Below are 24,225 nucleotides of genomic sequence, written 5' to 3' on the forward strand. Positions count from 1 at the left end.
GCTCGCATGCACGCTGCTCCGCAACGGCTGACACCTCTGGCCGATAGCTCTCCCGCCGCCGTGGTCGCCGGTTTCGTCGCCATGCTGGTGGGCTACACCAGCTCCCTGGTGCTGATGTTCCAGGCCGGTCAGAACGCCGGCCTGAGCACCGGACAGATTTCCTCCTGGATCTGGGCGCTATCCATCGGCATGGCCGTGACTACCATCGGCCTCTCGCTGAAGTACCGCACCCCCATCGTCATCGCCTGGTCGACTCCGGGCGCCGCCCTGCTGGTCACCAGCCTGCCGTCGGTGCCCTACAGCGATGCCATCGGCGCCTTTGTGATCTGCGCGGTGCTACTTGCCCTCTGCGGCCTGACCGGTAGCGTCGACCGCCTGCTGCGCCGGGTACCGCCAGCGCTCGCCGCCGCCCTCCTGGCAGGCATCCTGTTTCGCATCGGCATCGAGATCTGCACTGCGGTCCAGCACCAGACCGCGCTGGTACTGGGCATGGCCCTCGCCTATCTGGTGGCCAAGCGGCTGTGGCCGCGCTATTGCGTGCTGGTGGCCCTGATGGTCGGCCTCATGCTGGCCGCCGGGCTGGGCCTGCTGGATTTCCAAGGCTTGCGGCTGGAACTGGCCGTCCCGGTATGGACCGTGCCGACCTTTTCCCTGGCTGCCACCATCGGCATCGCCATCCCGCTGTTCGTGGTGGCCATGGCCTCCCAGAACATGCCCGGTATCGCCGTGCTGCGTACCGATGGCTACGACGTACCGGCTTCGCCGCTGATCGCCACCACAGGGATCGCTTCACTGCTACTGGCCCCCTTCGGCTCTCACGGCATCAACCTGGCGGCTATCAGCGCCGCGATCTGCACCGGCCCTCAGGCCCATGAAGATGCCAGCAAGCGCTACACCGCCGCAGTCTGGTGCGGCCTCTTCTATGGCATGGCCGGTCTGTTCGGTGCCACCCTGGCGGCGCTGTTCGCCTCCCTGCCGGGCGAACTGGTAATCTCGGTGGCCGCTCTGGCCCTGCTAGGTTCCATCATGAACGGCCTGCACGGCGCCCTGGCCGACCCTGGCCAGCGCGAACCGGCGCTGATCACCTTTCTGGTCACTGCCTCGGGGCTGACGCTGGCCGGCATCGGCTCCGCCTTCTGGGGCCTGGTGGCCGGTCTTTTGGCCAGTTTGCTACTCACCGCACGCCGCTAGGAAACCTCAGCCCCTCCTGACCGGTCGGAACTGGATCCTTCACGTCAGGAGAACACCATGTCCCGTACCAATCGCCAGTTCCTGCTCGCCAAGCGCCCGTCCGGAGAACCCACCGCCGACACCTTCGAGCGCGTCGAGCAGCCAGTCGGCGAACCCGGCGCCGGTCAGGTGCTGATCAAGAACCTGTTTCTCTCTCTCGACCCGGCCATGCGTGGCTGGATGAACGAAGGCAAGTCCTATATCAAGCCCATCGGCATCGGCGAGGTCATTCGCGCGCTGGGCGTGGGTGAGGTAGTCGCATCCAACCACCCGGATTTCAAGACCGGCGACACGGTCAACGGCATGCTTGGCATCCAGGACTACTACCTCGGCGACCCCCAGGGCTTCTACAAGGTGGATCCCAGCAAGGCCAGCCTGCCTCAGTATCTCTCGGTGCTCGGCATGACCGGTCTGACCGCCTACTTCGGTCTGCTGGAGGTCGGTGAGCCCAAGGCTGGCCAGACCATCGTGGTCTCCGGCGCTGCCGGTGCGGTGGGCAGCATGGTCGGCCAGATCGGCAAGCTCAAGGCCTGCCACGTAGTGGGCATCGCCGGCGGCGCGGAAAAGTGCCGCTATCTGATCGAGGAACTGGGCTTCGACGCCGCCATCGACTACAAAGCTGAACCGGATCTGGCGGCTGCGCTGCGTCGCGAATGCCCCAACGGTATCGACGTCTATTTCGACAACGTCGGCGGCGAAACCCTGGATGCGGTGCTGACACAGATCAACTTCCGCGCGCGGGTGGTGCTCTGTGGCGCCATCAGCCAGTACAACAGCGACAAGGTCCAGGGCCCGCAGAACTACCTGGCGCTGCTCAGCAACCGGGCACGCATGGAAGGTTTCATCGTGCTGGACCACGCCGCTCGCTACGCCGAAGCCCAACAGCAGCTGGCGATCTGGCTGGCCGATGGTCAGCTCAAATCCCGTGAGCACGTGGTGGAAGGCCTGGACACCTTCCCCGAGACCCTGATGAAGCTGTTCTCTGGCGAGAACTTCGGCAAGCTGGTTCTCAAGGTCTGAACCAGGCGTCGGAAAATCGTCACGAGCGGGCCGCTTGGGCGGTCCGCTTGGGTAAAAGACGTCAACTTACAGACGGCCACTGGCCAGCATATCGCTAAGTAGTTGATTTTATTGATTCTCCTGAGCTGGCACGGTTCTCGCTGTAGCGAGGCCATCGGCCAAGGAGAACAGGCATGGTCCCGCCCTCATCCAACACCATCAATCTCGATCGCGCGCGTCAACAGCGTAACGCCAGTCAGGCTGTCTTCAGCCGCGAAAGCAACCCTGAGGTCCTTGGCACGCTACGCCAACGCCTGACCTCCGTGCTGCAGTCGTCCCTGGATCTCGAACGGGTGCTGCAACTCTTCCAGCAGGAAGTGGGCACCCTGATCGAGCTACCCGGACTCAGCTACCGCCATGCGCGAGAAGACGTGGCCATCCGCCTCGGTCTGGAAGAAGGTCATCAGGTGCATTACCACCTGAGCCAGGGTGACATCCGCCTGGGCGACCTGAGCTTCAGCCGTCACGACCCGTTTCGAGACAACGAACTCTCGGCCCTGGAATACCTGCTCGGCAGCCTGATGTTTCCCCTTCGCAACGCCCTGCTCTATCGCGAGGCCTTGAACAATGCCCTCCGCGATCCTCTGACCGGGGTCGGCAATCGCAGTGCCCTGGATCGTGCCCTGGTACGCGAACTGGAGTTGTCACGGCGTACCCAACAGCCGCTGTCGCTGCTGATGCTGGATCTGGATCACTTCAAGCGCGTCAATGATCGCTTCGGCCACAGCGTGGGTGACGATGTGTTGCGCCAGACCGCCTGCACCCTCGGCAACAGCCTGAGAAGCATGGACATGGTCTTTCGCTTTGGCGGCGAGGAATTCTGCGTTCTGCTTTCGGCCACCGGCCATGAGGCGGCGCAGATCGTGGCCGAACGTCTGAGGGCGGCAGTGGAAACTCAGGGTACGACGGATGGGGCCATTCCACTGCCGGTGACCCTGAGCATCGGCCTGGCGACCTTGAGAGAGGTTGAGTCGCCGCGCTGCCTGGTGCTGCGCGCGGATCGAGCCCTCTACCAAGCCAAAGCCGAGGGCCGCAATCGCCTTTGCAGCCTGGCCTGAAGGTCGCCTGTAGCCAGGCGACCGTTATTGCTTAACGGCGACCGCCCTTGCCAGTACCGCCACCGCTGGGCCCACGACGCGGGGCGATGCCCGGCGAGGTACGGCCCTTGCTGACCGGCTTGCGGCCCATCTCGCTGGGCCGTTCGGCCACGGCAGAGCCTTGGGGCTTGCTGGTTTTGCTGGTCTTGTTGCGCGAACCCCGACCGGCATCGATCGGCCGCGCGGTCTTGCGCTGCTGACGCTCGATCTTTTCCTTGGTCTTGCCCCCCATGGACGGGAGCGCTACCGGTGGCAGGCCGACTTCGCCCGCGAGGATGTCGATCTCCGCCTGGTTCATTTCGCGCCAGCGTCCAACCGGCAGATCGCTGGTCATGAACACCGGACCGAAACGCACGCGCTTCAGACGGCTCACCACCAGACCCTGGGATTCCCACAGCCGGCGTACTTCGCGGTTACGGCCCTCCATCACCACGCAATGGAACCAGTGGTTGAAGCCATCACCCTCAGGTGCCTGCTGGACGTCGGTGAAGCGCGCAGGACCGTCTTCGAGGATCACCCCGTTCTTCAGGCGCAGCAGCATCTCTTCGGTCACCTCGCCACGGACCCGTACCGCGTACTCACGGTCCATCTGGTAGGACGGGTGCATCAGCCGGTTGGCCAGTTCGCCATCGGTGGTGAACAGCAGCAGGCCGGTGGTGTTGATGTCCAGGCGACCAACGTTGATCCAGCGGCCCTGCTTGGGCTTGGGCAGTCGATCGAACACGGTCGGCCGACCTTCGGGGTCGTCACGGGTGCAGATCTCGCCTTCGGGCTTGTTGTAGATCAGCACACGCCGCACAACTTCCTCGGCCTGGTCGCGCTTGAGCAGGCGCCCGTCCACCGCGATGGCGTCCTTGGGCATGACCCTCAGACCCAGGGGGGCGACCACCCCGTTGACCTTGATGCGACCTTCGCCGATCCAGGCTTCAACATCGCGACGCGAGCCAACGCCCAGGCGCGACAGCACCTTCTGCAGCTTTTCGCCGGCTGGCGCAGGTGGGGTTTCGTCGAGGGATTCGTTTTGGAGATTCTTGTCGAGGGTCATCAGGCACCTCCCGGTGTAGTGGACGACAAAGGCACCACGGAACGGGCGCCAGGAAAAAGACAGGGGCGCATGATAGCGCCCCTGCTCGCGCCAGCCTAGCGAGTGTGGTGTCTCAGAAGTTGACTGCACAATCTTGGCGGCGCTTTTTCGACTTTAGCGGCGTTGCCACTCCTCGCCATAGCCTTGCTATGACTCGTCCCGGCGCCTCGCCACATCGGAGCGCCGAACCGCCAAAAAATCACTCGCCAATTCTTGCACGAACTTTAGAGACACCGCACTAGCCCAGTGGGTGACGGATGGCCGCAGGCTCAGTCGAGCGTCGCCAGGGCGTCGCGGCAGAGCTGTTCGACGCGCGTCCAGTCCTTGGCCTTCACCACATCGCCGGGCAGCATCCAGCTACCGCCCACGCACAGCAAGTTCGGCTGCTGGAAGTAGTTCTTTACATTGCCCGGATTGACGCCACCGGTGGGGCAGAACTTGAGCTCGGCGAAGGGACCAGCGAAGGCTTTCAGTGCATCCACACCGCCATAGACGTTGGCGGGGAACAGCTTGAAGCGGCGATAGCCAAGGCGGTACGCCTGCATGATTTCCGACGGCGTGGCGATGCCTGGCAGCAGCGGAATGGGTGCCGAAACCCCAGCCTGGAGGATCTCCTCGGTGGTACCGGGTGTGACGATGAACTGGGCACCGGCCTCGACCGCTGCGTCGAACATCCGCACATCGAGCACCGTGCCGACCCCGACGTCCAGCTCGGGACGTTCCTGACGCAGCAGACGCACCGCATCCAGCCCATGGGCTGATCTCAGGGTGATCTCCAGCGCAGTGAGACCACCCGCGGCCATGGCGTCGGCGAACGGCAATACGTCGGCCGGATCGTTGATCACGATCACCGGCAGGATTCGCGCGCGGGCGCACAGGGCATCTAGGGTCGCGATCTTGTTCTGCATGTCCAAAACTCAACTCCTCGTCAGGGGCACCAATAGACGACCAGGGGTTCGCGCAGGAACGCCTTGATCGGAGTGGCCAGCTCGTCGCCCTCGGCCAGAGCGGTTTCCAGTACCTGTCGCTTGCCCGCGCCTTGGACGGCGAGGATCTGCTGACGGGCGCGGCTCAGATAGGCACGGCTCAGGGTGATCCGGGTCTGGGGCGCGGATGGCGCTACGCCGGGAAAGCTCAAGCGTTCGCTGGTCGGGTCCAGGGCCTCTTCCAGGCCAGGACTGCCCGGGAACAGCGAGGCGGTATGGGCGTCATCGCCCATTCCCAGGACCAAGACATCAGGGGTCGCCAAGGCGTCGCGCAGGCGGGCCTCGGTCAGGGCCATGCCCTCTTCCGTGGTGGCCGCTGGCGTGTAGAGATCGACGAAACCCGCAGCAGCGGCCGGTCCCTGGAAAAGGTGCTTGCGCAACAGGCCGCCATTGCTGTCGGGATGGTCGCCTGGCACCCAACGCTCATCGGCCAGGGTGACCAGCACCTTGGACCAGTCCAGGTCGGCCTGGGCCAGACGCTCCAGGAAAGGCACCGGACTGCGGCCACCGGAAACGATCAGCAGCGCTTCGCCACGGGCAGCCAGGGCTTCGCGCAGCGCCGCGGTGACCGTCTCGGCCAGCGCCGCGGCGTGGGCCTCGCGGTCGGGCCATTCGTGCAGGGTCACACCCTGCCCCAGATCAGATGTCGCCATACCAGGATCTCCCGTCTCGTGCGATCAATGCGATAGAGGTCAGCGGACCCCAGCTGCCGGCGGCATAGGACTTGGGCGAATCGCCCATCTTCGACCAGCCGTCCATCAGCTGATCGCACCATTTCCAGGCCGCTTCGATTTCGTCCTTGCGAACGAACAGCGACTGGTTGCCCTGCATGACTTCCAGCAGTAGCCGCTCATAGGCATCCGGCGTGCGCAGGTGCTTGAAGGTCTCGGAGAAGTTGAGTTGCAGCGGACCACTGCGCAGTTGCATGCCCTTGCGCAGGCCCTGGTCCTTGCTCATCACCTGCAGCGAGATGCCCTCATCCGGCTGGATGCGGATGATCAGGCGGTTGCTGATCAGGCTGCGTTGCTCCGGCGCGAAGATGTAGTGTGGTGGTTCCTTGAAGTGGATGACGATCTGCGACAGCTTCTGCGGCATGCGCTTGCCGGTGCGCAGATAGAAAGGCACACCGGACCAGCGCCAGTTGCGGATATCCGCGCGGATGGCGACAAAGGTCTCGGTGCGGCTTTCGGTATTGGAGTTGGGCTCTTCCAGGTAGCCCGGTACCGGCTTGCCATCGCTGTAGCCCGAGGTGTACTGCCCCAGGACCACGCGGCTGGCCAGCTGATCGGCGGTGATGGGCTCCAGTGCCTTGAGCACCTTGACCTTCTCGTCGCGGATGCTATCGGCCGAAAGATCCGCCGGCGGATCCATGGCGGTCAGGCAGAGCAGCTGCAGCAGGTGGTTCTGCACCATGTCGCGCAACTGACCGGCCTGGTCGAAATAGCCCCAGCGGCCTTCGATACCGACCTTCTCGGCCACGGTGATTTCCACGTGGGAGATGTAGTTCTGGTTCCACTGGGTCTCGAACAGGCTGTTGGCGAAACGCAGGGCGATGAGGTTCTGGACGGTTTCCTTGCCCAGGTAGTGGTCGATGCGATAGACGCGGTCTTCAGGGAAGAAACGTGCCACGGCATCGTTGACCACCTTGGAGGATTCCAGGTCGTAGCCGATGGGCTTTTCCATCACCACCCGGGTACGCTCGCACAGACCAACGGCGGCAAGGTTCTCGCAGATGGCACTGTAGACCAATGCCGGAGTGGCAAAATAGGCGATCAGCGGGGCGGTCTCGCCCACATCCTCGGCCAGTCCCGTATAGTCTTCGCGATTGCGGAAATCGATGGCGCGATAGCCCAGGCGAGCGCGCATCCGGGTCCATACCGCTTCGTCCCAATCGGCTTTGGGCACATAGTGGCGTAGACGCTCCTCGATGTGCTCAAGCTGCTTGACCCCATCGCCCTGGTCACGCGCCAGCGCCATGATGCGGGTATCCTCGTGCAGCAGACCTTCACGATCCAGCTGATACAGGGCAGGGAAAAGTTTGCGTAGGGCCAGATCGCCCAACGCGCCGAAGATTGCCAGGGTACAGGGTAGAACTCGGACGCCAGCCATAAATATTCGTTCTTTTACTTAAAGTTTGAGATATTCCAGCGCCATCATAGGGGAGCCGGGGCGATTCGCGTAGTCTTTATATTAAAAAATACGGCCCAGAGTCAGCCTGGTCCAAACCTTTTATAGCCTTAGGATAGAGGCACAACAACCACTAGGAGTTCTCATGGATCGTGCCAGCACCCTGCTGCAAACCATCCAGACCCGTATCGGCGAACTCAATCGCGCGGAGCGCAAGGTCGCCGAGGTCATCCTGCAGAATCCCCGGCAGGCCACGCGTTACACCATCGCGGCCCTGGCCCAGGCGGCGCAGGTCAGCGAACCCACGGTCAATCGTTTCTGCCGCTCCCTGGGCGTGAGCGGCTATCCCGAAATGAAGATCCAGCTGGCGCAGAGCATCGCCAGTGGTGCGGTCTACGTCAGTCAGGCGGTGGCCGCCAACGACGGTCCCGAGGCCTATGCGGAAAAGATCTTCAGCAGCACCATCGCCTCGCTGGACAGTGCCCGCCAGCGCCTGGACGCCGGGGTAGTGGATCGCGCGGTCGACCTGTTGATCCAGGCTCGGCAGATCCACTTCTTCGGCCTGGGCGCCTCGGCGCCGGTGGCCCTGGATGCCCAGCACAAGTTCTTTCGCTTCAACATGGCGGTCTCGGCGCATTCGGACGTGCTAATGCAACGGATGCTGGCCTCCATCGCCCAGACCGGCGAGCTGTTCGTGATCATTTCCTATACCGGACGCACCCGTGAGCTGGTGGACGTAGCCAAGCTGGCGCGGGATAACGGCGCCTCGGTGCTCGGCCTCACCGCCAGCAATACCCCGCTGGCCAAGGTCTGTACCCTCAGCCTGGACATCCCGCTGCCGGAAGACACCGACATCTACATGCCCATGACCTCGCGGATCATCCAGCTCACCGTGCTAGACATCCTGGCGACCGGGGTGACGCTCAAGCGTGGCGTGGATTTCCAGCCGCACCTGCGCAAGGTCAAGGAAAGCCTGGTCGCGACCCGCTATCCCTCGGAGCCGGACCAGGGCTGAGGGCGCTCCTGCGCTGTGCGCAAAAGCCTGATTACAAGCTCGCAAGCCTGCGTCAAACGACCCCGTGAAAACGCCTGAGGACGCTCGTCTACCTAGGGTGAACGAGCATTCCGACAGGACTGGTCTTCCAGGCCGTTTTCAGCGTGACTGGCCGACGCGCGGCAAACCGTAAGCAGGGTTTCAGATGTCATCGCGGTGGCTGAACAGGTCCCAGGTCGACATGAACAGCGCCGCGATCAGCGGGCCGATGACGAAGCCGTTGAGACCGAACAGCGACATGCCGCCGATGGTGGAGATCAGCACCACGTAGTCGGGCATCTTGGTGTCCTTGCCCACCAGGATAGGGCGCAAGATGTTGTCCACCAGGCCGATCACCACCACCGCGAAGACGATCAGGATCACTCCCTTGAGCACCGAACCGGTCGCCAGGAAGTAGATCGCCACCGGTACCCAGATCAGCGCCGAGCCGACCGCGGGCAACAGCGACAGGAAGGCCATCAGGGTACCCCAGAGCACGGCGCCCTGGACCCCCAGCACACCGAGAATGAAGCCACCCAGAGCGCCCTGCACTGCAGCGACGATGATGTTGCCCTTGACCGTGGCGCGCACCACGGCGGTGAACTTGGCCATCAGGCTGCGCTTGTGCATGTCGCTGAGCGGTATGGCCTTGCGAATCATCGCCACCAGCTGCGAACCGTCGCGCAGCAGGAAGAACAGCAGATAGAGCATCACGCCGAAGCCGATGAGGAACTGGAAGGTGCCCTGGCCAAAGCTGAACGCCTGGGTAGCGACCCATTGACTGCCCTGCATGGCGCCGGTGGACAGCTTCTGGCGGATGCCATCCAGGTCACCAGCGCCAAAGCGCTGCAGGACGCCACGGACCGAGTCCGGTAGCGCACCCCAGACCTGCTGGTAGTACTGGCCGAAATTGAGTTGACCGCTACTGATCTGTTGGTAGAGCAAGGAGCCTTCCTGCACCAGGGAAATGGCGATGAACACCACCGGCAGGATGACGATGAGCAGGATCACGAACAGGGTGCAGAGGGCGCCGAGGTTACGTCTGTTGTTGAAGCGGCTGACGAACCAGCGCTGCAGGGGGGCGAACAGGATGGCGAGGATGGCACCCCAGAACACCGCGCCCAGGAAGGGGGTGAGGATCCAGACGAAGGCCAGCGAGACCACCACCAGCAGGATCAGGAACGTCTTGTTTTCCAGCCGAGCACTTTTCATTGGCGTTTCGCGATTCCAAACAAGGAAGACAGGCCTTGCTTAGAGCCTCGGAAGCCGTGGGGTTCCCATAAGCACCCCCAACTCGGCCTGGAGAGGCGCGCCGGAGCTTCCGGCGCGCCTCCGGATCATACACGGAACTGGCGGACCAACCCGTTCAGGCGTTCGCCCAGGCCGACCATTCCAGCGGTACTCTGGGCCCCCTGCTGAGCACCCTGAGCCATGCTGTCGACGGCATTGGCGATGGTATGGACGCTGCGATTGATCTCCTCGGCCACCGCGGTCTGCTCCTCGGCGGCGCCAGCGATCTGGATGTTCATGGCGTTGATGGTGGCGATCAGCTCGCTGATGGCGGCCAGCGCGGTGCCAGCCTGCTCGGCCTGGGCGGTGGTCGCCTCACCCATGCCACCCGAGCGCTCCATGGCACCTACCGCACGCCCCGTCGCCTGCTGCAGGCGATCGATCATGCCCTGGATCTCCTGGGTGCTCTGCTGGGTGCGACTGGCCAGCGCCCGCACCTCGTCGGCCACGACGGCGAAGCCGCGACCGGCTTCACCGGCCCGGGCTGCCTCGATGGCGGCGTTGAGGGCCAGAAGGTTGGTCTGTTCGGCGATGGCGCGGATCACATCCAGAACGCCAACGATGGCCCCCACATCCTGCTTGAGGCCGTCGAGGGAGACGCTGCTCTGGCGGACCTCTTCGACCAGCTCATGGATGCGCGTCACGCTGGTGGCAACCGTTTCCCGAGCCAGACGCCCCTGCTCCTCGGTCTGCCGGGTCGCCTCCGAGGCCTTCAGCGCGCTACTTGCCACTTCCTGGGCTGCAGCGGACATCTGATTGATGGCGGTGGCCACCTGATCGGTTTCGCTGCGCTGACGCTGCATGTCGCGATCGGTGTGCTGGGCCTGCCGAGCGACATCTCCGAGCAGACCGGTGAATTGCTGGGTGATGTCGACGACCTGGGTGATGGTGCCCTGGATCCGATCGACGAAACGGTTGAAGGAGGCAGCGAGCTCACCGATCTCGTCGCGACCGTTGACGGGCAGCCGACGAGTGAGATCGCCCTCTCCGGCGGCGATGTCGTCGAGATTCTCGCGGATCTGCGCCAGGGGCCTCAGGGTCCGCGCCGCGAAGACGTGCGCCACGATACCGATCACCATCAGCAGCACGCCCGCCACGCCAAGGATCAGCCAGAGCTGGGCACGGGTGCGCTCGGCGACCTGATCGGCTACCGCCGCGACCTCGGCGTCCACACCGTCCAGGTTTACCGCCGACCCTATCACCAGGTCCCACTTGGGCAGGTAATCGGTGTAGGCGAGCTTGGGGACCAGCATGTCCTTGTTGCCCGGCAGCGAGGAGCTGTAGCGGCTGAAGTGAGAGCCGTCCTTGCCGGCACGCACCAACTCCTGGTTGAGGTAGACGCCCGCAGGATCGCGGTTGTCCTTGAAGCTCTTGCCGATGCCGGCCGGGTCATTGCCCTTGAACAGCCGGACGACGTTGGAGTCGTAGCCGAAGATATAGCCGTCCTTGCCATAGCTGATCGACGACAACAGGCGGATGGCCTCCTTGCGCGCCTCGGCATCACCTTCCGCGGCCTTGTCGTACAACGGCTTGACCACGGTCATGGCCGTCTCGACGGTGTTCTGCAACGCACTACGACTCTGGGCCATCAGCCGCTCGCGGGCGTCGGTGACATCCTTGAGTGCCTGCTCATGCAATACCCAGTAGGACAGGCCACCCAGTACAAGGGTAAACAGGCAGACGGGTAGCACGGCCAACAGGGTAACTTTCAGTTTGAGGCTCACGGCATTCTCCTTGGTTGCAAGAGCGTGTGCCGTTATCGGCTACCGCGCAGCAAACTTGACCGCAAAGTCACCTCTAGTACGGGTGTTTCGTGCTCGTCCTTGGGAACGGCAGCCGGATGACCACGGTGAGCCCGCCCAAACTGGAGGGCTCTAGCGTCAGGGCTCCACCACAGCTCTCGACGATATCCCGAGCGATCCCCAGGCCCAGGCCGTGTCCCTCGACACCCTCATCCAGGCGCGTGCCGCGGCTCAGGATGGCCTGACGCTCGTCTTCCGGCACCCCCGGGCCATCGTCCTCGATCAGGATCAGGTATCCCTCTTCCTGCCGAGCGACTTCCAGACGTACCCGCTGCGCGGCCCATTTGCCCGCGTTGTCCAGAAGGTTGCCAAACAACTCCAGCAGATCCTCCCGATCCCAGGGCAGACGCAGCCCCTCCGGCAGCCGGCAGTCGAAGGTCAGGTGCTCGCCATGCACGCGCCTGAGCAACGCACAGAGCTCCTGTAGCTCGGCGACATCCAGGTGCGCCCCGGGCAGGGCCTCGCCGGCGAGCCGGGCACGCCGCAGCTCCCGCTCCAGCCGTTCACGGATGCGTGCCAGCTGCTCGCGCAGCACGCCGCGCTGATCAGGCAGCGCCTGCAGCTCGGGTCGCTCGGCCAGGCTGGTGAGTACCGCCAGGGGCGTCTTGAGCGCATGCCCCAGGTTGCCGATGCCATGGCGCGCGCGCTTGAGGCCCTCATCCGTGTGCCGCAGCAACCCATTCATCTCGGCTACCAGCGGTGCCAGCTCGGCAGGTACCGTGGCGTCCAGTGCCGTGCGCCGCCCCTGATGCAGCTGGGCGATCTGCTCGCGCACCTGGTCCAGCGGTCGCAACGCGCGGCGGACGATGAGCCGCTGCAGGAGCAACACCAGCAGCAGCGTCGCCAGCCCTAACAGGGCACCGAGGCCAAGGATACGGGTCAGGCTCGCCAACAGCGGATTGTAGTCATCGGCGACGGTCACCCTCACGCGCTGGCCATAGCGCTGATAGTCGGCACGATAGGTGAGCAGCTGCTGGCCACTAGGTCCGTCGGCTAGCGACTCGGTCAGGCCTTCGGCGGACGGTGTCTCGAGCTGGGCATCCCAGAGCGAGCGCGAGCGCCAGCGGATATCCAGCGCCGGAATCTCGATGAGGAAATAGCGGCCAGACAGGGGCCGGGTGTACAGACTGCCCAGGCGGCCTTCGTCCAACTGCAGGCCATGAGGGCCGCGCACCAGAGCAGCCAGCAGGTTTTCCGTCTCACCGCGCAACCCGGTTTCCAGATAGCGCCGCAGTGCGTGGTCCACCAGCCAGGCACCGCTCAGCACCAGCAGCAGCCCCGCCACCAGCAGAATGGCAACCAGCCCGATCCTGAGCCGGGCCTGGATGGACCTCAATCCACACCGCCCAGGCGATAGCCCTGACCGCGGCGTGTTTCGATGACGTCTCGCCCCAGCTTGCGCCGCAGATGGTTGACGTGCACCTCGATGACGTTGGAATCACGCTCGCTCTCACCATCGTAAAGATGATCGTTCAGGCGCGTCTTGGACAGGATCTGTCCGGGATGCAGCAGGAAGCAGCGCAGCAGGCGAAACTCCGCGGCGCTCAGGGGGATGGTCTCGCTACCGCGAACCACGCATTGGCGCGCCTCGTCCAGCGCCAGCCCCGCGGCCTGCAGCAACGGCTGATTGGTCACGCCCCGCACCCGCCGCAGCAGCGCGGCGATGCGCAGGCCCAGTTCCTCGGGATGGAAAGGCTTGGTCAGGTAGTCATCGGCACCAGCCTTGAGACCCTCGATACGCTCCGCCCAGCTATCACGGGCGGTCAGGATCAATACCGGGGTTGCCAGGGCGGCGGCGCGCCACTCGCCGAGCACCTCCAGGCCTGGTCGCCCCGGCAGGCCGAGGTCGAGCACGATGAGATCATAGGGCTCCTGGGCGCCCTGCCAGGCCGCGTCCCGACCATCCGCCAGCCAGTCGACGGCATAACCCTGGCGGGCAAGGAATGCGGCGATCTCGTCGGCCAGGGCTACGTCGTCCTCCACCAGCAGCAAGCGCATCTAATCGTCCACCTCGTCTTTCATGATGGCGCCGTCCATCGCGCCGATTTCCAGCTCGCGGACCACATCATCGACGAGAATCTCGATCTCGTAGCGATACTGGCCGTCCTCCTCCTCCAGCTCGGCCTCCAGCAGCCGTGCCTGGGGATAACGAGCATTGACCTGTTGCAACAGGGATTCCAACGGGCGGATCACCCCTTCCTTGCGAAGCCTCAAGGCCTCGTCCTGATCCAGATCGCGAGCCTGGATCAGGGGTGGCAGGCTGCCGAGCAACAGCAGCCCGGCCAGCGCGACACCTAGTCGTCGCGCTGGTCTTTCAGGACTTCGCCGGTGGTGGCGTCGAGTTCCAGATCCCATTTCACACCTTTGGGGTCACGCAGTTCCAATTGGTAGACATAGCGGCCGTATTCTTCTTCCAGCTCGGTTTCGTGGGTCGTCGAACCCGGGTGCTTGGCAATGGCGGCCTGGTTGAGCACCTCGAAGCTCTTGATCTTGCCACTGTCACGCAGCTTGAGGGCTTCGTCGGGGCCGAGGTCGCGGGCCTGGGCTACGCCCACGCCGGCGAGCAGGAAGGCGGCAGCAGCGATGGTGGTCAGCTTTTTCATGGTGATTCCTCTCTGGTTGCAGTTCGATCTGGGTCCAGAGTAGCGATTCGCCATTAATCGAAACTTAAACGGCGCTTAAGCCAAGCTTAATCGGATCGGGCCCTGCCAGGGCACTTCGGCATCCAGGGGTCCGCCCTTCTGCGTCACCCGCAGCCGACCGTCGCGGGCCAGCTCGCGAGCCGCATGGCGCAGCGGCTCCATCAGCGGCCGCCAGTCCGCGGCCAGGTCGCGAGCCACTTCCGAAGGGCAGAAGGTCGTGCCTGGGCGCCGTGCCGCCGCCTTGGCCAGCAAGGCGTCACGCAACTGTGCGTCGGTCGGCTTGAGTGCGGTCATGAGAACCCGGTCCCTTTTCCTGGAGTCCACCGTTTCGACCAGGAAAACGTCGGTGTAGTCATGACCTCTCGCTCGAAAGTAATGCAACGTCTCGCCCAGACCGACCTGCCCGTCCCCGATGACGAGCGTGATGACACCGGTACCGCTCTCTGCACCCCCTTGCCGCCCGACCTCAGCTACGTCGACGACAGTCAGTCGGGCCTGAGTCGGCGCAAGCTGCGCGGCAAATGGGCCTATTTCACCCCGGACGGCGAGCGCATCCGCGACCAGGCCGTGGTCGAGCGCATCAACAAGCTGGCCATTCCACCGGCCTATACCGAGGTATGGATCTGTCCGGATGCCAACGGCCACCTGCAGGCCACCGGTCGCGATGCTCGCGGCCGCAAGCAGTATCGCTATCACCCCCGCTGGCGCGAGATCCGCGATACCGACAAGTACGAGCGGATGCTGGCCTTCGGTCAGGCCCTGCCCAAGCTGCGCCAGCGCGTGGAAGAGGATCTCGCCCGGCGAGGCCTGTGCCGGGAAAAGGTCATGGCTACGGTCATCAGCCTGCTGGATGCCACCCTCATCCGCGTTGGCAATGCCCAGTACGCCAAGAGCAACAAGTCCTACGGCCTTACCACCCTGCGCAACCGGCACGCCGAAGTCCATGGCAACACCATCGCCTTCCACTTCCGTGGCAAGAGCGGCGTGGAGCACAACATCAAGGTCAGCGATCCGCGCCTGGCACGTACCGTGAAGAAATGCCGGGAGTTGCCCGGCCAGCACCTGTTCCAGTACGTGGATGCCGATGGCGAGCGTCACACCGTGACCTCTTCCGACGTCAACGCCTACCTGCACGAGTTGACCGGCGCCGACTTCACAGCCAAGGACTATCGCACCTGGGCCGGCAGCGCCCTGGCGCTAGAAGCCCTGCGTGAACTGCGCTGCGAGACCCAGACCGACGCCAAGAAGGAGCTGGTGGACATGGTCAAAGCGGTGTCCCGCACCCTGGGCAATACCCCAGCGGTGTGCCGCAAGTGCTATATCCATCCGGGTGTGCTGGATGCCTTTCTCGCCGGCGACCTCTGCACCCTGCCCAAACCGCGCAAGCGCAAGGGCCTCAAGGAGGAAGAGGTGCTGCTGCTCAACTTCCTGCAACGCCTGGAACAGCGGATGGCGGAAACCCAGGCCGCCTGATGATCAGGGCGGCTTAGGCCGCCTTCCCTTCCATCTTGACCTATTGGCCGCTCGTAGCGCGCCTTGCCCACTCATGTCGCCTTCACACAGCCGCCAAGCGCCTTGATGACTCACCAAAAACGTTATGTTATAACTTAAAAGACGTTAATCAAGGTTCGATCATGGCACCCCACCACTCTTCCCTCCTGCTGCTCTCCGTCCCTACTCGCCTGCTGCTCACCTGCATTCCACTGGTCGCCCTGTGGCTGGCGGTCTCCTGGGCGGTCGCCTTGCCATGAGCGCCGCCATCGAATTGCAGGACCTGACCCTGGCCTATCAGCGTCACCCAGCCATCCACCACCTCAGTGGCCGTTTTCGGACCGGGAGTCTCACCGCCATCGTCGGCCCTAACGGGGCGGGCAAGTCGACCCTGCTCAAAGCCATCGCCGGCACCTTGCGTCCCGTCAGCGGGCGGGTCAACCGGGCCGTATCCCAAAGACGCCTGGGCTATCTGCCGCAAGCCGCGGAGATCGACCGCAGCTTTCCCCTCAGCGTGCTCGAAACCGTGGTGTTAGGCGCCTGGCGCGGACTGGGCATCTGGCGTGGCGTTACCGCCGCCCACCGGCAGGAGGCGTGCCAGGCACTGCGGGCGGTAGGTCTCGAAGGCCTTGAAGATCGTCTGGTAGGCGCCCTGTCCTCCGGGCAATTCCAGCGGGTGCTGTTCGCCCGCCTGCTGCTGCAGGACGCACCCGTCTTGCTGCTCGACGAGCCCTTCACCGCCATCGATGCCCGAACCACTGCGGATCTGCTGACCATAGTCCGCCGCTGGCATGGTCAGGGCCGCACGGTGATCGCCGTGCTGCACGACCTTGAGCAGGTCCGCCAGCATTTCCCCGAAACCCTGCTGTTGGCCCGGGAAGCCATCGCCTGGGGCAGCACCGAGCAGGTGCTGGTAGCCGACAACCTGGCTCGGGCGCGCAATCTCGCCGAGCGCTGGGACGCCAACGCGGCGGTCTGTGAGCGCGCATGACCCTCTATCAGCTGCTTTTCGAACCCTTCGTCGAGTTCGGCTTTATGCGCCGTGCCCTGGTTGCCTGCCTGGCCCTGGCGCTGGGCGCCGGTCCGGTCGGCGTCCTGCTGATGCTCAGGCGCATGAGCCTGGTGGGCGATGCCATGAGCCATGCCGTGCTACCCGGCGCAGCCCTGGGCTTCATGGTCGCGGGTCTGTCACTACCGGCCATGGGTATCGGCGGCATGCTCGCCGGGCTCCTGGTGGCCGGACTCGCCGGGCTGGTCAGCCGCTTTACCAATCAGCGCGAAGACGCCAGCTTCGCCAGTTTCTACCTGATCTCTCTGGCCGCCGGAGTGCTGATCGTGTCGCTGCATGGTTCCAGTGTGGATCTGCTGCATGTGCTGTTCGGCACCATCCTGGCCATCGACTCCACTGCGCTCTACCTGGTCGCCAGCATCGCCACCCTGTCGCTGTTGGTCCTGGCCGTGATCTATCGACCGCTGGCCCTGGAATGCTTCGATCCGGGCTTTTTGCGCGCCGTTGGCGGTCGTGGCTCCCTCTATCACCTGCTGTTCCTGTTGCTGGTGGTGCTCAACCTGGTGGCCGGCTTTCAGGCCCTGGGCACCCTGATGGCGGTGGGCCTGATGATGCTTCCGGCCACGGCTGCGCGCTTCTGGGCCACCAGCCTGCCCGGCCTGATGGCGGTGGCCAGCCTCATCGCCAGTCTCAGCGGCCTGGTCGGCCTGGTGCTGTCGTACCACCTTGGCTATGCGTCGGGGCCCGCCATCGTGCTTACCGCTGGCGGCTGCTACCTCTTTTCCCTGCTGTTCGGCCGTCTGGGCCTGTACCGGCGGCTACGTCCTCGCCCTCATCTCACCCACTGAAAGGAGTCATCATGAAATCCCTGTTCTCGCTGGGCGCCGCCCTGTTGCTCGCCGTTGCCGGCCAGGCACAGGCCGCGCCGGTCAAGGCCGTCGCCACCTTTACCGTAATCGCCGACGTGGTCAAACAGGTAGGCGGCGACCAGGTGCAGGTCACCTCCCTGGTCGGTCCCAACGGCGATCCTCATGCCTACGAGCCCACTCCGGCCGATGCCCAGGCGCTGAAGCAGGCCGACGTGGTCTTCATGAGCGGCTTGCACCTGGAAGGCTGGATGGATCGGCTGATCAAGGCCTCCGGCCAGGCGCGTCCGCCAGTGGTGCTCAGCCAAGGCGTCAAGACCCGGGAAATGGCAGAAGACGAGGATGATCACGGTCACGACGACCACGGTCATGACCATGGCGGCATCGATCCCCACGTCTGGAACAGCCCGCTCAACGTGATCGTCTACACCCGCAACGTGGTGAAGGCGTTGTCCGAGGTGGATCCGTCCGATGCCGCCCTGTTCAAGGCCAACGGCGATCGCTACATCGCCGAACTGGAGGCCCTGGATCGCTATGCCCGCGAACAGATTGGCCAGGTCCCCAAGGCCCAGCGCAAGGTGCTGACCTCCCATGATGCCTTCGGCTATTTCGCCGATGCCTATGGCGTGACCTTCATTTCTCCCCTGGGGCTGTCGACCGAAGCCGAGGCCTCGGCCCAGGACGTCGCCAAGCTGATCCGCCAGATCAAGCAGGAGCACGTTGCCGCCTACTTCTTCGAGAACTCCAATGATCCACGCCTGGTACAACAGATCGCCAAGGCCAGCGGCGCGCAACCGGGTGGCGAGCTCTATGTGGAGGCCCTGTCACCCGCCGATGGCCCGGCGCCTACCTACGCGGCCATGTTCCGCTACAACGTGGATACCCTGGTCAAGGCGATGAAGGGCGCTCACTAACAGTCGAGTTCTCCTGACAGCGCAAGACGCAGGTCCCGCCGCCTTGGGCTTCGACGGCAGAGCCGTCTCAGCCCAACCTACGTCCGTAGCATCCGTAGGTTAGGCTGAGCGCAGTGAAGCCCAACAGGGCTAGACGACCGGCACCTCTTCGAGATGCCGGTACTCCGCCCCCAAGCGGCGAGCCAGTTCCGCTGCCCGCCCCAGGCGCAGCGGACCCAACTCGATGTCCAGGACCCGAATGGGACAATTCGGGACCGCCAGGCCTTCCAGCTCGCGCAGCCGCCCATCGGTGACCAGCAGCAGCTGGCACTCTTCACCGGGTTGCTGCCGGCGGCGGCGCGCCAGCCAGTCCTCGGCTTCCGCCAGCCCGGCCAATAACGGCGTGCCGCCGCCCGCTTCCAGCTGATCCAACCAGGCCTGCAACACCTGCCCACTACGCTGTCCCTGGAAGGACCACTCGGGTCGCGCGCCCGCCGCTTGCAGCACCGCCACCCGGACCCGCTGTCGATAGGCCTGTTCGAACCAGTCGGCCAGCACCCCCTTGGCCTGGGCCAGGGCGCCATGGCGACGAGTGGACGCAGAGTGATCGAGGATCACCAGCCAGAGTTGGGCTGGCCGTCGACTGCGAGGCTGGCGCACGAGATCGCTCATGCGCTGCGGGCGACCGCGAAGCAATGTGGGCACCCAGGCGACGGCGCCTGCTGCGCCCGGTGACCGTGCGCCCTGACGACCGCCTGACGCCTTGCCCACCCCGACCCGGGCATCGCGATCCTGGGTGTGGGGAGATCGGATGCCTAGGGCTTTTTTAGCCCGCCCAGTCGACGTCTGGGGCCGCCTGCCACAGGCTCTGGCGCCAGGGCACCCCAGGCGTCTCCCTCACCTCCCGCAGGCTCGCCTTCACCCTGTCCCTGTTGGTTACCCATCCCCTGCTCAGGAGTAGCGGAAGGAGGTGACTCATCCTGTAGGGGTGGTATTGTCTGAGCGGAATCCGCCGGCTCTCTGCGCCGATGGCGCAGGGCGAAGTCGGCTACGGCGGTAATGTCCGCGTGTTCTATCGCCGCGGCGCCGCGCCAGGCGGCATGCGCTCGAGCGGCGCGCAGCCAGACCAGGTCGGCGCGCAGGCCATCGACGCCAGCCTGGTGGCAGCCCGAGGTGATGGCCTCAAGGGCCGCATCATCCAGGGGAATGCTGGCCAGGCGCTCACGGGCCTGGGCGCAACGTTCGCGCAACCGCGCCTGATCAGGCTCCCACTGGGCGACGAATGCCGTGGGATCGCTATCGAAGGCCAGTCGCCGACGCAAGATCTCAGCGCGTTCACGTGGCGCCGGCCGGCTGTCCAGTGTCAGGGCGAAACCGAAGCGGTCGAGCAACTGCGGACGCAGCTCGCCCTCCTCTGGATTCATGGTGCCTACCAGCAGGAAGCGGGCAGCATGTTCATGGGAGATGCCGTCGCGCTCTACCCGGTTGAGACCACTGGCGGCTACGTCCAGCAGCAGGTCCACCAGGTGGTCCGGCAGCAGATTGACCTCGTCGACATAGAGCACACCCCCGTCCGCGGCGGCCAGCACCCCGGGCGCGAAGCGCGCCTGCCCCGCGCCGAGGGCGGCGTTCAGATCCAGGGTGCCGACGATGCGCTCTTCACTGGCCCCCAGCGGCAGGGTGACGAAGGGGCCGTCCCCGAGCAGATCTGCCAAACCACGCGCCAGGGTCGACTTGGCCATGCCGCGGGGGCCTTCGATCAGCACCCCGCCAATGCGGGGGTCGATGGCATTCAGGCACAGCGCCAGTTTCAGGTCGTCCGCGCCGACCACGGCGGCCAGGGGGAAGACGGGAACGGTCATTTCAGGCTTCATCCATATCCATCAGTAGCTGTTCGAGGGCTTCACGGTAGTCGCCTGGCTCCTGCCAGAGGCCGCGCTGCTGGGCTTCCAGCAGGCGTTCGGTCATGTCGCGCAGGGCTTCGGGGTTGTGGCGCTCGACGAAGTCGCGGGTATCGGCGTCCAGCAGATAGGCATCGGCCAGTTGCCGATAGTGGTGGTCCTCCACCAGTTCGGTGGTGGCGCCAAAACCGAACAGATAGTCCACGGTGGCAGCCATCTCGAAAGCGCCCTTGTAGCCATGGCGTTTCATGCCGGCGATCCATTTGGGATTGGCCGCTCGCGAACGCACGACCCGGCCCAGTTCTTCCTTGAGAGTGCGGATGCGTGGCAGGTCGGCCTGGGCATGGTCGCCGAAGTAGCTGGCGCGGCGCTGGCCGCTCAGGGTTTCGGCAGCCGCCAGCATGCCACCCTGGAACTGGTAGTAGTCGTTGGAATCGAGCAGGTCGTGCTCGCGATTGTCCTGATTCTGCAGCACCGCCTGCAGGCGGCCCAGACGCCGGGAGAAGTCGTCGCGCGCAGCAGTGCCCTCGTCCTCGGCACCATAGGCATAGCCGCCCCAGTTGAGATAAGCGGTAGCCAGCTCGCTGCGGTCCTGCCATTGGCGCTCCTCGACTGCACCCTGGACACCGGCGCCATAGGCCCCAGGCTGGGCGCCGAAGATGCGCCAGCCCGCCTGACGCCGGGCCTGGTCGGCCTCGATGCCGGCCGCTTCCAGCGCCGCCCGCTCCCGCCGCACCTGGGCAGCCAGGGGATTGAGGTCGTCCGGTTCGTCCAGCGCGGCGACCGCCTGGATCGCGGCATCGAACAACCGTACCAGGCCACCGAAGGCATCGCGGAAGAAGCCGGAGATACGCAGGGTGACATCCACTCGCGGTCGATCCAGCAGTGACAGTGGCAGGATCTCGAAGTCTTCGACCCGGGCGCTGCCGGTCTGCCACACCGGGCGCACGCCGAGCAGCGCCATGGCCTGGGCGATGTCATCGCCGCCGGTTCTCATGGTCGCCGTCCCCCAGACGGAAAGGCCCAGCTGGCGCAGGTGATCGCCCTCCTCCTGTAGATGGCGCTCCAGCAGCAGGTTGCCCGACTGCCAGCCAAGTCGCCAGGCCGTCATGCTTGGCAGGTTGCGCACGTCCACGGAGAAGAAATTGCGCCCGGTGGGCAGCACGTCCAGTCGGCCGCGACTCGGCGCCCCACTGGGCCCGGCCGGGACGAAGCGACCGCCTAGAGCGGCCAGCAGGCCGGCGATTTCCGCAGGGCCACAGCCATCCAGGGCCGGTGCCACCTGGGCGACCAGCTGCTCCAGCACCGGGCGGGTCGCCGGCAGGTCGGCCAATGCCAAGGGCAGTGGTTCGCCATCCACCATCGCGGCGACCAGGGCGAGCGCGAGCACCTCAAGACGCTCGCGGGTGTCGCCCCGGGTGCGCCAGGGTTCCGCGGAAAGCGCGGCAAGGCACGCCGGACGGTCGCCCTGCCAGGGCTCGCCAAGATCGGCGGCCAGAGGATCGAACGCCAGCTGCAGATCCTTGGCCAGGGCGCGCAGCAGGCTGGCGTTGCCGCCCTGGGCGTCGCCGCGAGGAATGCGCAGCAGGGCCACCAGGGTGTCGCGGCGCAGCTGGCCGGTCGGGGATTCGCCGAACACGTGCAGGCCATCGCGGATCTGGGATTCCTTGAGGTCGCAGAGATAGGCATCCAGCTGGGGCAGCCAGCTGTCGGGGTCATCGGTAATGACCAGGCCCAACTCGCGGTCCAGGGCAGTCTCGCGCACCAGCTGCAGGATCTCGGCGCGCAGCTCGGTGGCCCGGCGCAGATCCAGCAGGCTGGCGTCATAGTATTCGTCGGCCAGGCGCTCCAGGTCGCGCAGCGGGCCGTAGCTCTCGGCCCGGGTCAGCGGCGGCATCAGGTGATCGATGATCACCGCCTGGGTACGACGCTTGGCCTGAGCACCCTCGCCCGGATCGTTGACGATGAAGGGATAGACGTTGGGCAGCGGCCCGAGGATGGCGTCCGGCCAACACTCCTGCGACATGCCCACGCCCTTGCCCGGCAGCCACTCCAGGTTGCCGTGCTTGCCCAGGTGGACCACCGCCTGCGCCCCATAGGCCTCGCGCAGCCAGAAGTAGAAGGCCAGGTAGCCGTGGGGCGGGACCAGCGACGGGTCGTGATAGACCGCAGCGGGATCGACGTCATAGCCGCGGGCCGGCTGGATGCCGACGAAGGTCAGGCCGAAGCGCACCCCGGCCACCATCAGCCGGCCACGCCGCTGCATGGGATCGGCCTCGGGCGGCCCCCAGCGCTCGGTCACCGCCTCCTGCAGGCTTGGCGGCAACTGGGCGAACAACGCCTGGTAGTCATCCAGCGCCAGGCTCTGCAAGGCTGGGCGCAGATCGCGTAGGGCACTGTCGTTGGTGACGCCACCGAGCAGGCGCTCGATCAGGGCAGTACCGCTCTCCGGCAGATTGGCCACCGGATAGCCGGCCGCCTGCAAGGCCTCCAGCACCTTGAGGGCAGCCGCCGGGGTATCCAGGCCTACGCCGTTGCCGATACGACCATCGCGGGTCGGATAATTGGCCAGGATCAGGGCGATGCGCTTGTCCGCCGCCGGGCGCCGCGCCAACTCGACCCAGTTGCGCGCCAGGCGGGCAACGAAGGCCATGCGCTCCTCGTCGGCCTGGTAGTTGACCACGTCGCTCTGGCTGCGCTCGCAGCGCCAGGCCAGACCCTTGAAACTGATCGGCCGGGTGATGATGCGCCCATCCAGCTCTGGCAGGGCGATGTGCATGGCCAGGTCGCGGGCGCCCAGGCCCTGGGGATTCTCCAGCCAGCGCTCGCGGTTGTCCTGGGCACAGATGGCCTGGAGCACCGGCACCGGTCGGCGGAAAGGTGCCAGGTTAGGCCGCTCCGGACTGGATTGGGCGAAGCCGGTGGTATTGAGGATCAGCGCGGTACCGGTCTCATCCAGCAGCCGCTCCACTTCCGTCAGGCAAGCGGATTCCTTGAGACTGGCCACGGCGATGGGCAGCGGATTCAGTCCCTGGGCCTGCAGTTGCTGGCAGAAGATATCAACGAAGGCCGTGTTGGCCGACTGCAGATGGGTGCGATAGAACAATAGCGCCGCCGTCGGCCAATCCGGCTGCCAGCGTTGGCGCCAGCCGTCGAGGCCAAGGCCTTCGGGCTGGTACACCGCCACGCGCGGCAATTCTCGTGGCGCCTCGTGGGTGTAGCTGGCACCCAGGCATTCGGCGGCCAGGCAATGGAGAAAATCCCGGGCATTCGTCAGACCGCCCTGGCGCAGATAGCGCCACAGTCGCTCGGCCAGCTCGGGCGCGACCGTACCCAGGGCCATCAGCTCCGGATCAGGGCGATCACAACCCGGTACCGCGATCAGGGTCAGACCCCGTGCGGCCAGCTCGGTGAGGCGTTCCATGCCATAGCGCCAATACCCCTGGCCGCCGTGCAGGGAGATGAACACCACCCGCGCCTGGCTCAGCACCTCCTCGACATAAAGATCCACCGAGGCGTGGTTCTGCAGCTGCATGGGGTTGGCCAGGCGCAGGCTGGGATAGCCGTCATCCAGGGTGCGGGTGGCCTCGGCCAGGAGCGCCAGGTGCGAGTCGCCACTGCAGAGGACAACGATTTCACCCGGCGTCTGCGCCAGGTGGGCAATGCCGTCATCCGGGACAAAACCGCCCGGCTGGGTACGCAGCAGATGCATCTA

Annotated in this window: 22 protein-coding genes; 8 read left to right on the forward strand and 14 right to left on the reverse strand. The window is 65.2% G+C overall.

Features of this window, described 5'->3' with window-relative positions; genetic code table 11:
* The first annotated feature begins 6 nt into the window (after positions 1–6).
* From APT59_RS11560 to APT59_RS11570, 3 genes are all read left to right on the forward strand, one after another.
* Positions 7–1,191, forward strand: a complete 1,185-nt coding sequence (locus tag APT59_RS11560; protein ID WP_059314974.1) for a benzoate/H(+) symporter BenE family transporter — start codon at positions 7–9, stop codon at positions 1,189–1,191.
* 57 nt (positions 1,192–1,248) lie between these two features.
* On the forward strand, positions 1,249–2,250 hold the full coding sequence (locus APT59_RS11565; RefSeq protein ID WP_059314975.1) for an NADP-dependent oxidoreductase: 1,002 nt from the start codon (positions 1,249–1,251) through the stop codon (positions 2,248–2,250).
* 173 nt (positions 2,251–2,423) lie between these two features.
* Complete coding sequence (locus tag APT59_RS11570; RefSeq protein ID WP_059314976.1) at positions 2,424–3,347, forward strand: GGDEF domain-containing protein; 924 nt, start codon at positions 2,424–2,426, stop codon at positions 3,345–3,347.
* A gap of 31 nt (positions 3,348–3,378) precedes the next feature.
* On the opposite strand, the gene rluB is transcribed toward APT59_RS11570, so the two are convergent.
* The 4 genes from rluB to zwf all read right to left on the reverse strand — a co-directional run bounded on the left by rluB (position 3,379) and on the right by zwf (position 7,565).
* A complete protein-coding gene (gene rluB / locus APT59_RS11575; protein ID WP_059314977.1) occupies positions 3,379–4,431 on the reverse strand; it encodes a 23S rRNA pseudouridine(2605) synthase RluB in 1,053 nt (350 codons plus the stop codon).
* 308 nt (positions 4,432–4,739) lie between these two features.
* Positions 4,740–5,378 (reverse strand): bifunctional 4-hydroxy-2-oxoglutarate aldolase/2-dehydro-3-deoxy-phosphogluconate aldolase, encoded by a 639-nt coding sequence (locus tag APT59_RS11580; RefSeq protein WP_059316883.1) that lies wholly within the window; start codon positions 5,376–5,378, stop codon positions 4,740–4,742.
* A gap of 20 nt (positions 5,379–5,398) precedes the next feature.
* Entirely contained in the window at positions 5,399–6,109 is a 711-nt protein-coding gene (gene pgl, locus APT59_RS11585; protein WP_059314978.1) for a 6-phosphogluconolactonase, read from the reverse strand.
* Positions 6,096–7,565, reverse strand: coding sequence for a glucose-6-phosphate dehydrogenase (zwf, locus tag APT59_RS11590; protein WP_059314979.1), 1,470 nt, complete (start codon positions 7,563–7,565; stop codon positions 6,096–6,098). The genes pgl and zwf overlap by 14 nt, the downstream gene beginning before the upstream one ends.
* Positions 7,566–7,728: 163 nt before the next feature.
* On the opposite strand from zwf, the gene APT59_RS11595 reads away from it, so the two are divergent.
* On the forward strand, positions 7,729–8,598 hold the full coding sequence (locus tag APT59_RS11595) for a MurR/RpiR family transcriptional regulator (protein ID WP_059314980.1): 870 nt from the start codon (positions 7,729–7,731) through the stop codon (positions 8,596–8,598).
* A 180-nt stretch (positions 8,599–8,778) separates the two neighbouring features.
* Here the strand turns inward: APT59_RS11595 and APT59_RS11600 are convergent, their stop codons facing one another.
* From APT59_RS11600 to APT59_RS11630, 7 genes are all read right to left on the reverse strand, one after another.
* A complete protein-coding gene (locus tag APT59_RS11600) occupies positions 8,779–9,828 on the reverse strand; it encodes an AI-2E family transporter (RefSeq protein WP_059314981.1) in 1,050 nt (349 codons plus the stop codon).
* Between the two features lie 125 nt (positions 9,829–9,953).
* Positions 9,954–11,630: a methyl-accepting chemotaxis protein gene (locus APT59_RS11605; RefSeq protein ID WP_059314982.1), complete on the reverse strand. Its 1,677-nt coding sequence runs from the start codon at positions 11,628–11,630 to the stop codon at positions 9,954–9,956.
* A 73-nt stretch (positions 11,631–11,703) separates the two neighbouring features.
* Complete coding sequence (locus tag APT59_RS11610) at positions 11,704–13,044, reverse strand: sensor histidine kinase (RefSeq protein WP_059314983.1); 1,341 nt, start codon at positions 13,042–13,044, stop codon at positions 11,704–11,706.
* Positions 13,041–13,706, reverse strand: coding sequence for a response regulator transcription factor (locus tag APT59_RS11615; RefSeq protein WP_059314984.1), 666 nt, complete (start codon positions 13,704–13,706; stop codon positions 13,041–13,043). The genes APT59_RS11610 and APT59_RS11615 overlap by 4 nt, the downstream gene beginning before the upstream one ends.
* Positions 13,707–13,982, reverse strand: a complete 276-nt coding sequence (locus APT59_RS11620; RefSeq protein ID WP_082696424.1) for a PepSY domain-containing protein — start codon at positions 13,980–13,982, stop codon at positions 13,707–13,709.
* 20 nt (positions 13,983–14,002) lie between these two features.
* On the reverse strand, positions 14,003–14,311 hold the full coding sequence (locus APT59_RS11625; protein ID WP_059314985.1) for a PepSY domain-containing protein: 309 nt from the start codon (positions 14,309–14,311) through the stop codon (positions 14,003–14,005).
* A gap of 75 nt (positions 14,312–14,386) precedes the next feature.
* Positions 14,387–14,644, reverse strand: coding sequence for a DUF3253 domain-containing protein (locus APT59_RS11630; protein ID WP_059314986.1), 258 nt, complete (start codon positions 14,642–14,644; stop codon positions 14,387–14,389).
* Positions 14,645–14,725: 81 nt separating this feature from the next.
* On the opposite strand from APT59_RS11630, the gene APT59_RS11635 reads away from it, so the two are divergent.
* From APT59_RS11635 to APT59_RS11650, 4 genes are all read left to right on the forward strand, one after another.
* Entirely contained in the window at positions 14,726–15,823 is a 1,098-nt protein-coding gene (locus tag APT59_RS11635) for a DNA topoisomerase IB (protein ID WP_059314987.1), read from the forward strand.
* A 274-nt stretch (positions 15,824–16,097) separates the two neighbouring features.
* The gene (gene aztA, locus APT59_RS11640) at positions 16,098–16,832 is read left to right on the forward strand and encodes a zinc ABC transporter ATP-binding protein AztA (protein ID WP_059314988.1); all 735 of its coding nucleotides are present in this window, start codon (positions 16,098–16,100) and stop codon (positions 16,830–16,832) included.
* Positions 16,829–17,698 carry a metal ABC transporter permease gene (locus APT59_RS11645; RefSeq protein WP_059314989.1) on the forward strand — a complete coding sequence of 290 codons (870 nt, stop codon included), beginning with the start codon at positions 16,829–16,831 and terminating at the stop codon, positions 17,696–17,698. The genes aztA and APT59_RS11645 overlap by 4 nt, the downstream gene beginning before the upstream one ends.
* 11 nt (positions 17,699–17,709) lie before the next feature.
* Positions 17,710–18,630 carry a metal ABC transporter substrate-binding protein gene (locus APT59_RS11650; protein ID WP_059314990.1) on the forward strand — a complete coding sequence of 307 codons (921 nt, stop codon included), beginning with the start codon at positions 17,710–17,712 and terminating at the stop codon, positions 18,628–18,630.
* A gap of 129 nt (positions 18,631–18,759) precedes the next feature.
* Here the strand turns inward: APT59_RS11650 and APT59_RS11655 are convergent, their stop codons facing one another.
* Genes APT59_RS11655 through cobN form a run of 3 tightly spaced genes read right to left on the reverse strand, consistent with a single transcriptional unit; the run spans position 18,760 to position 24,222 of the window.
* The gene (locus APT59_RS11655; RefSeq protein WP_237140613.1) at positions 18,760–19,422 is read right to left on the reverse strand and encodes a vWA domain-containing protein; all 663 of its coding nucleotides are present in this window, start codon (positions 19,420–19,422) and stop codon (positions 18,760–18,762) included.
* Positions 19,423–19,424: 2 nt separating this feature from the next.
* On the reverse strand, positions 19,425–20,471 hold the full coding sequence (locus APT59_RS11660; protein ID WP_059314992.1) for an ATP-binding protein: 1,047 nt from the start codon (positions 20,469–20,471) through the stop codon (positions 19,425–19,427).
* Between the two features lies 1 nt (position 20,472).
* Complete coding sequence (cobN, locus tag APT59_RS11665) at positions 20,473–24,222, reverse strand: cobaltochelatase subunit CobN (RefSeq protein ID WP_059314993.1); 3,750 nt, start codon at positions 24,220–24,222, stop codon at positions 20,473–20,475.
* Between the last annotated feature and the right edge of the window lie 3 nt (positions 24,223–24,225).

Source organism: Pseudomonas oryzihabitans, from assembly GCF_001518815.1.
GTDB classification, from domain to species: Bacteria; Pseudomonadota; Gammaproteobacteria; order Pseudomonadales; family Pseudomonadaceae; genus Chryseomonas; species Chryseomonas oryzihabitans_E.